The sequence below is a fragment of the Arthrobacter sp. ZGTC412 genome (genome assembly GCF_002929215.1).
GTDB lineage: Bacteria > Actinomycetota > Actinomycetes > Actinomycetales > Micrococcaceae > Arthrobacter.
The window spans coordinates 1-6775 of sequence record NZ_PJII01000035.1 but is presented as its reverse complement, the minus strand read 5'-3'; the positions used below and the strand labels follow the sequence as shown (position 1 = coordinate 6775).

Below are 6775 nucleotides of genomic sequence, written 5' to 3'. Positions count from 1 at the left end.
CCGCTCGATGCCGCCACCCAGGACGGCAAGGACATCGTTGTCCCGTACACCAAGGACAAGGTCAAGGACGCACCCCGTGTCGCCCCTGACGGGCACCTCGAGCCCGCCGAGGAAGACCAGCTCTACAGCTACTACGAACTCTCCAGCGGCTTCTCCCGCCACGATGACCAGGACACCACCGACATGGCTGCCGGCGGCGGGACTGTCGGACATGACACCTCCGGGCCCACTACCGATGATGCGATGACCCGCTCGGAAGAGCAGCTCCGCGTCGGCACCGAAAAGCAAGCAACCGGCCGCGCCCGGCTGCGTAAGTACGTGGTCACCGAAATGGTCACCAAGACCGTCCCTGTCCAGCGTGAAGAGGTCCGCCTCGAACGTGAGCCGATCACGGACGCCAACCGGGGCGCGGCCCTGGACGGCCCCGCCATCAGCGAGGAAGAACATGAGGTGATCCTCCACGAGGAACGCCCCGTTATCCAGAAGGAAACCGTCCCCGTCGAACGCGTCCGCCTCGACAAGGAAACCGTGACCGAACAGCACACCGTTACCGAGGAAGTCCGCAAGGAAAACATCGAACTCGACGACGACGGCCGCAACAGCCACTAAGGCCAGCACCCTCCAGGGCCGTCAATAAGGTGCCCATGGTCCGCCCTCCATTTCTGGAGGCGGACCATGGGCTTAAGGCACTACATCTCTTTCGCCTCAAGATTGGTGCAGTTAGTCCCGTAGGAGATAGATCCTCTTCCTTTAGATCCTGCGGATCGTGGTGTGGGTTGCACCGCGCTTGTTCAGGGAGAGCAATAAAGAATTCACACGCACAGGCAGAGCAACCGGAGCAGGAGGATCAGCAGGAACCTGCCGTCCCGGAAGCATCCGAGACAGAGCAGCAATCGCTTGCTGACTGGACGGGCGCTCCTCTGGCGGCCCGCAGGCCGCAGCAGTTCAGACGTGCAGACTGATATCGCTGGTATACCGGAAATCCGCCCTCGTTGTTGTCCGGCCGTAGCAAAACAGCTTGGAGCGAGATGATCAGGGCAAGTCTGCGCGACGGAAGTGCTGGGGGTTCCGCAGTATTGACAGGGGTCTCCCACCCACTCTTCAAGTCAGCGCTGCCACACTTCAGGTGCCTCCGGGGGAGCAGGTTCCTGCAGGTCCTCGAGCGCTGTCTTTTCTGCCCTTGGTTCTAAGGTCATCATTTGGGTTGCCCTGAACTGGCGTCAGTTCTTGGCCAAATAGCCTCAACACATGCACAGCTGGGGGTTAGCAGCCGTCACCAGTTCTCGTGTTAGGCGTGTGTTGTGCCGTGGTGGTGTTCTATGGCGAGGATGCTGATATCGACGGGGCCGGGGGTTAGGGCGGTGTGGCGAATGTTCTCACGGACACGTTCCCGGACTGTTTCGGCGACGTTGAGGGCGGCGTAGGTTATGTCGGTGGCGATGTCGAGGTGGACGTGTGTGGTCCCGTCGCTGATTGTGGCGGTTACACCGTCGTGCCGGTAGGTGCCGTTTTGGCTGCCGGGGTTGCGGAGGTTGTTCAGGGCGGCGGGGCCGAGGCGGGCGAGGAGGCCGTGGATAGTGGGTTCGAGTCTGAGAACCCCAGGTGTTTCCAGTGCGGTGCGCGCCGCCAGCGAGGCGATCAGTTGGCTGGTGATGACTTGGCCTTGGAGGGGTTGGTCAGACATCGTAGAGATCCTCCACTGTGATGTTTATGATTTCGGCTCTGATACCGGCGCCGGCTGGAATGGCGCTGCTGATCTCCTGTCGTAGTGTCTGGACGGTTCGGGGGATGTCGATGCCCGCGGCGGCGGCCACCCGAAGATTGATGATGAGGTGAGGGCCGGCGTCAGCAGTGCCCCTGGAACGTGGGTCTTCGCCGGCGGGGCTGGGGTCGCTGGAACGTACCTCGATGTGGCAGCGCCGTGAGTGGACGCCGGGTATCGCTGTTGCTGCGAGCCGAATGAGCGCGCTTAGGGCTTGCTCGCTGATCTCGGTCGTGCCCTCTTCTGTGCTGCCGAGGATGATTCTTTTACTGCGGCGGATCTCGGCGCGGGCAACGTCCATGATGGCGTTCGTGATGCCGGGGCGGGGTTTTAGCGCGGGATCGTTCAGGTCCTGTTCGCGCAGTGACCGGGTTGCTTCACTGAGTCTTTGCAGGCTGGTTCTGGCCATCTTGCATTGTTCGCACTGTTGTTCGTGTGTGGTGGGGGGTTGGTGGAGGGTGGCCCAGAGCTGGTCGATGTGGCGCCCGCAGCCGAGGAGGGGAATGTCCTCTAGCGCCATTGGCTCATCCCTTCTGCTATGTGGTGCCGTGCCCGGGCGAGCGTGCCACGGACTGCTGTGGGGCTCATCTTTAGTGTCGCACCTATTTCGGTGTAACTTCGGTCGTGCATTTCCCGCAGCAACCAGCAGGCCCGTTGCATCGGGGGAAGGGTGTCCAGGACGGCGGTCAGGCCCTCCTGTTCGGCGGACCATTCAGCCTCATGGGCCGGATCGATCCCGGCCGGGGGCCGGAGAGATTCCGTTTCGGAGGCAGCATGAATGTCTTCGGGATCGGTGATGTCCGCGGCGTGGCTGCTTCGCTTACGCAGCAGGTCCAGGCATTTGTTGGTCGCCAGCCGGTAGATCCAGCCGCCGAAGGCATTGACATCAGTGAGCATGGGTAGCCGGCGCCAGCTTATTGTCAGGGTTTCCTGGACGATGTCTTCGGCATCCCCGCGGTCCTTGAGCATCCGGTACGCCAGCCGAAAGAGCCTGCCCTGATAGGTGTTCACGAGGTGTTCGAAGGCGCTCAGGTCACCGTCCTGAGCGCGGGCTACGACACTTCCCTCGTCCAGGTCCGGTTCGAGGCTGTGATCATTCATGCACTGTCCGTCCTGCCTGGCGATGTACCGGCGCCTGGCCCCAATATGCCACAGCCCGGCATCGACAGGACCGGCCGGGGGAGCTTTGGCCCGAGGGAAAAATAATCTGTCCAGCCGCGTGACGTTTCCTGCCAGGCTTCGTCTTCTTTTAGGTAAGTACAATCCCGATCCCTATAAGAGGAGTTGTTTTCCATGGCAGAGTCACTCGTAACCCCCGGAGCTTCCAGTGGCGTTATGGCCACCTCCGAGGAGCAGAAGCGCAATGCCCCGGTGGAGCAGCCGAAAAAGCAGGATCTGTTGCACACGGACCGGGGAGACACCACGATCGAGGAAACGGTGGTGCAGAAGCTCGCCGGCATGGCGACCCGCGAAGTACCTGGCGTATACGCCATGGGCAGCGCAGGCCGGCGCGCGTTCAGCTCGCTGGCTGAACGCATCCCGGGCTCCCAGACGAACGTCAGCGGTGGTGTCAGCGTCGAAAAGGGCGAACGCCAGGCCGCCGTCGATGTCTCGATCATCGTCGAGTACGGGGTCTCCATCGTCGACGTCAGCCAGGGCATCCGCCGCAACGTCATCCAGTCGGTCGAGCACTCCACAGGCCTGGAGGTGCTGGAAGTGAACGTCCATGTCACCGACGTCCACCTTCCCAATGATGACCAGCAGGACCAAAAGGATCAAAAAACCGAACTTCAATAAGTACACCCAGCAAACCCACCCGGGCGGAGATCCCGGCCGGTGGGGATAAGTCGAGGAGGAAGAGAATCGCGATGTCTACTACACGGTGGTGCTTGGCGATAGGCATTGTGCTTGGAATAGTTTTGGCGTTCGGCGGCTGGTGGGCGCTGGTATCCGCGGTCGTACTCGGCTTCATCGGCCTGGTAGTCGGTCGGGTGGCCGAGGGAAAACTGGACATGGCCGCCCTGTTCGGTAAAGCATCGAGCCGATGAACCCCCAAGGCGCACACGCGTTGCCGATCACCGCGGCCGAGGACGCTCACTACAGCGCAGGGGATGGCGGCATCGGTTCACGTGGGATAACCGTGCTGGCGGATAAGGTGATCGAGAAAATCGCCAGCCAGGTGGTCAGCGAGGAGTCGGTAGCCGGGGGATCCTCGGGCGGTTTTCTGGGTATCGGAACCCGCGCGGACCTGTCCGCCCGGCCCAGGGCCTCAGTGGAACTGAGCGGAAACATCGCAACGCTCAGCGTCGAAGTGGGCATGCTGTATCCGGTTCCCTTGCGGCAGGCGACCGAAGCGCTGCGGCAGCGGATCCGGACCAGGGTAATGGAACTGACCGGTATTGAAGTCCGCCAGGTCGATGTTCGGGTTTCCTGGCTGACCACCATCGATGCCGGCACCGGCGGGCGCAGGAAATTGTTATGAGCCGCAACTCCGGACGGTCAAACCGACTTCGGCGCCGTCCCAGCCGGACCGTTCCTGCCCTAATTGTTGGGAGCCTGCTTCTGGCCGCCGCTGTCGCGCTGGTGTGGCTGGCCATTGCCCGGCTGATCGACGGCACCTGGTCCGCCCTCCTGCAGGGGCCGCGGGACTGGCTGACGGCCCTGACGTGGAATAGCCCCGCCATGTGGGGTATCGGCATCACCGCTGTCGTGGTGGGGCTGACCCTGCTCCTGTGCGCGATCATTCCCGGCGGCTTCATCGCCCTGACGGTACGCAACACCGCCCGTGACTCCACAGGCGGGGAGCCACAGGTGAAAGAACGGGAGACCGTGATGACCCGCCGTGCCGTAGCCCACCTGGCCAAGGCACTATGCGAGCAGGTGGACGGCGTGAGTTCCGCCGCGGCAACTGCCACCGATAAGCGTGTGCACCTGAGCGTGAAGACGACCCTGCGGGACACCGGGGAACTGCGCACCCGCGTAACCGAAAGTGTTCGGGACCGCTTGAACGCGACCGGGCTAGACCCGGTCCCGCGCGTCACCACCACCGTCCAATTCAAGGGGTGAGACCAATTTCCGCGTCCGCGCTCCAGGCACCGAAGGAAGGATAACGATGAAACAAACAGCCGGAACTCTGAACCGCACGTGGCTGACCGTTTTGGGCATCCTCCTCCTTGCCGCCGGTATCGCCCTACTCCTCCAGGCCGCAGGAGTGCTGCCCACCCGTGCCAACACCGCACCTGCCGGGGACAAGGTCGTACCCGGTGATTTATATCCCTACTTCGGCGTCTCATGGGTGGTGGTTCTCCTCATGGTCATCGGCCTGATCGTGGGTGTGCTCGGGCTGATGTGGCTCATCGCCCAAATCCCACGGAAAAACACGGCCGACACCTACCGTTTATCCGACGGCGCCCAAGGCCGAACCACTTGTGACCCGTCGGTACTGGCCAAAGCGGTGGAAAACCAAGTGAACAACCTGCCCGGCGTAGTGACGTCCTCAGCCCTGCTGCGCGGAACCGCTACAGAGCCAAACTTGACCCTGAAAGTCACCGTCACCGACACCGCTGATGTCCAGGACCTGCTTCGTCAGCTGGAAACGTCCACCCTGCCTAACCTGTCCACGGCCTTGGAATCACCCCTTCAGGAAAGTCGGTTACAGATCGACGTCAGTAGCCGCAACCAAAACACCGGAACCGTCGTGCGCTCCACCGGCACCGTCATCCAATAGCCGAAACGAAGGGGATGCGACGGGGCCACTTTGTGAGTGCTCGCGACAGTCTCAAGGATCAGTTGCGGGTCAGCGAGAGTGACATTTAGCGCTGCCTAGAACCCGCCGTTTATCGCTGCAGTTCACACCTTCGGTGGAGTCAGGATCGGGCGATCGGGTGGATTGATCGTCTTGTCAAAGGAGCCTTTGCTGAGATGGCCAGATTCGTACTGAGCAGGCGGCATGCTCTGAAGTACGCCTTATCGGGTTGCGTCGGTTGAACTGTCTTGGTACCGAAACAAGAGGCTGATTTGAACCGCCAGCACCGGGTTGCAAGCAGCGGGATGACGCAGGAAAAACGAAGTAGTAAGTATGCTTGCTTTCTTGGTGGGGGTCATGTTTCATGGTTTAGGCGAGGGCGTGGGGGACCTGTCGGTAGTTCGATGCAACGTCATCTGTACGGTTCGACCCCGGGGGAAAATCACGCAGTATAAGAAGGAGAACATCATGATCAGCACAGAGAACCTTTCTTCACTGACCACCGCCGGCGGCAACGTCGTTGGCTCTGACGGAACCAAAATCGGCTCCATCGGACAGATTTACGCCGATGACCGGACCTCCGAACCAACCTGGGTCACGGTCAAAACCGGGCTCTTCGGCACCTCCGAATCCTTTGTCCCGCTCGAAGCCGCCACCCAGGACGGCAACGACATCGTTGTCCCGTACACGAAAGACAAGATCAAGGACGCACCCCGCGTCGCCCCGGACGGGCACCTGGAGCCCGCCGAGGAAGAGCAGCTCTACACCTACTACGGCCTCAGCGGCGGTGGCGCGTACGCCGGCACCGGCCGGGAGACCACCGATCGGGACACCTCCGCACGGGGCACCGTGGGACACGACACCTCAGGTCCGACAACCGATGACGCGATGACCCGCTCGGAGGAGCAGCTTCGCGTCGGCACCGAAAAGCAAGCCACCGGCCGGGCACGGCTGCGCAAGTTCGTGGTCACCGAGAACGTCACCACCACCGTCCCGGTCCAGCGTGAAAAGGTCCGCATTGAACGCGAACCGATCACCGAGGAGAACCGCGGCAAGGCGACGGCCGGGCCCGACATCAGCGAGGAAGAGCACGAAATCATCCTCCACGAGGAACGCCCCGTGGTACAGAAGGAAACCGTCCCGGTCGAGCGCGTCCGTCTGGACAAAGAAACCGTAACCGAGCAGGAGACCGTCACCGAGGAAGTCCGCAAGGAAAACATCGAACTCGATGACGACGGCCGCAACCGCCGCTAGCGGCTGCCTGTAAC

General features: G+C 62.0%; 10 protein-coding genes. 7 read left to right on the top strand and 3 right to left on the bottom strand.

What is annotated here, in order from left to right; translation table 11 throughout:
- A partial coding sequence (locus CXQ88_RS21080) for a YsnF/AvaK domain-containing protein (RefSeq protein WP_104046112.1) occupies positions 1–609 on the top strand: 609 nt, incomplete at its 5' end.
- A gap of 679 nt (positions 610–1288) precedes the next feature.
- Here CXQ88_RS21080 and CXQ88_RS22055 read toward each other — a convergent pair.
- From CXQ88_RS22055 to CXQ88_RS21070, 3 genes are all read right to left on the bottom strand, one after another.
- Positions 1289–1684 (bottom strand): Asp23/Gls24 family envelope stress response protein, encoded by a 396-nt coding sequence (locus CXQ88_RS22055; protein WP_181037644.1) that lies wholly within the window; start codon positions 1682–1684, stop codon positions 1289–1291.
- On the bottom strand, positions 1677–2171 hold the full coding sequence (locus CXQ88_RS21075; RefSeq protein ID WP_219816369.1) for an Asp23/Gls24 family envelope stress response protein: 495 nt from the start codon (positions 2169–2171) through the stop codon (positions 1677–1679). Before CXQ88_RS21075 ends, CXQ88_RS22055 begins: the two co-directional genes overlap by 8 nt.
- Before the next feature lie 101 nt (positions 2172–2272).
- Positions 2273–2863 (bottom strand): RNA polymerase sigma factor, encoded by a 591-nt coding sequence (locus CXQ88_RS21070; protein ID WP_104046110.1) that lies wholly within the window; start codon positions 2861–2863, stop codon positions 2273–2275.
- 192 nt (positions 2864–3055) lie between these two features.
- Between CXQ88_RS21070 and CXQ88_RS21065 the strand changes: the two genes are divergently transcribed.
- From CXQ88_RS21065 to CXQ88_RS21040, 6 genes are all read left to right on the top strand, one after another.
- Positions 3056–3559 (top strand): Asp23/Gls24 family envelope stress response protein, encoded by a 504-nt coding sequence (locus CXQ88_RS21065; protein WP_104046109.1) that lies wholly within the window; start codon positions 3056–3058, stop codon positions 3557–3559.
- 71 nt (positions 3560–3630) lie between these two features.
- Positions 3631–3810, top strand: coding sequence for a hypothetical protein (locus CXQ88_RS21060; RefSeq protein ID WP_104046108.1), 180 nt, complete (start codon positions 3631–3633; stop codon positions 3808–3810).
- Positions 3807–4244 (top strand): Asp23/Gls24 family envelope stress response protein, encoded by a 438-nt coding sequence (locus CXQ88_RS21055; RefSeq protein ID WP_104046107.1) that lies wholly within the window; start codon positions 3807–3809, stop codon positions 4242–4244. The genes CXQ88_RS21060 and CXQ88_RS21055 overlap by 4 nt, the downstream gene beginning before the upstream one ends.
- Entirely contained in the window at positions 4241–4828 is a 588-nt protein-coding gene (locus CXQ88_RS21050; protein WP_104046106.1) for a DUF6286 domain-containing protein, read from the top strand. The genes CXQ88_RS21055 and CXQ88_RS21050 overlap by 4 nt, the downstream gene beginning before the upstream one ends.
- A 46-nt stretch (positions 4829–4874) precedes the next feature.
- Entirely contained in the window at positions 4875–5489 is a 615-nt protein-coding gene (gene amaP / locus CXQ88_RS21045) for an alkaline shock response membrane anchor protein AmaP (protein WP_104046105.1), read from the top strand.
- Positions 5490–5975: 486 nt separating this feature from the next.
- The gene (locus CXQ88_RS21040; protein WP_104046104.1) at positions 5976–6761 is read left to right on the top strand and encodes a DUF2382 domain-containing protein; all 786 of its coding nucleotides are present in this window, start codon (positions 5976–5978) and stop codon (positions 6759–6761) included.
- The last annotated feature ends 14 nt before the right edge of the window (positions 6762–6775 follow it).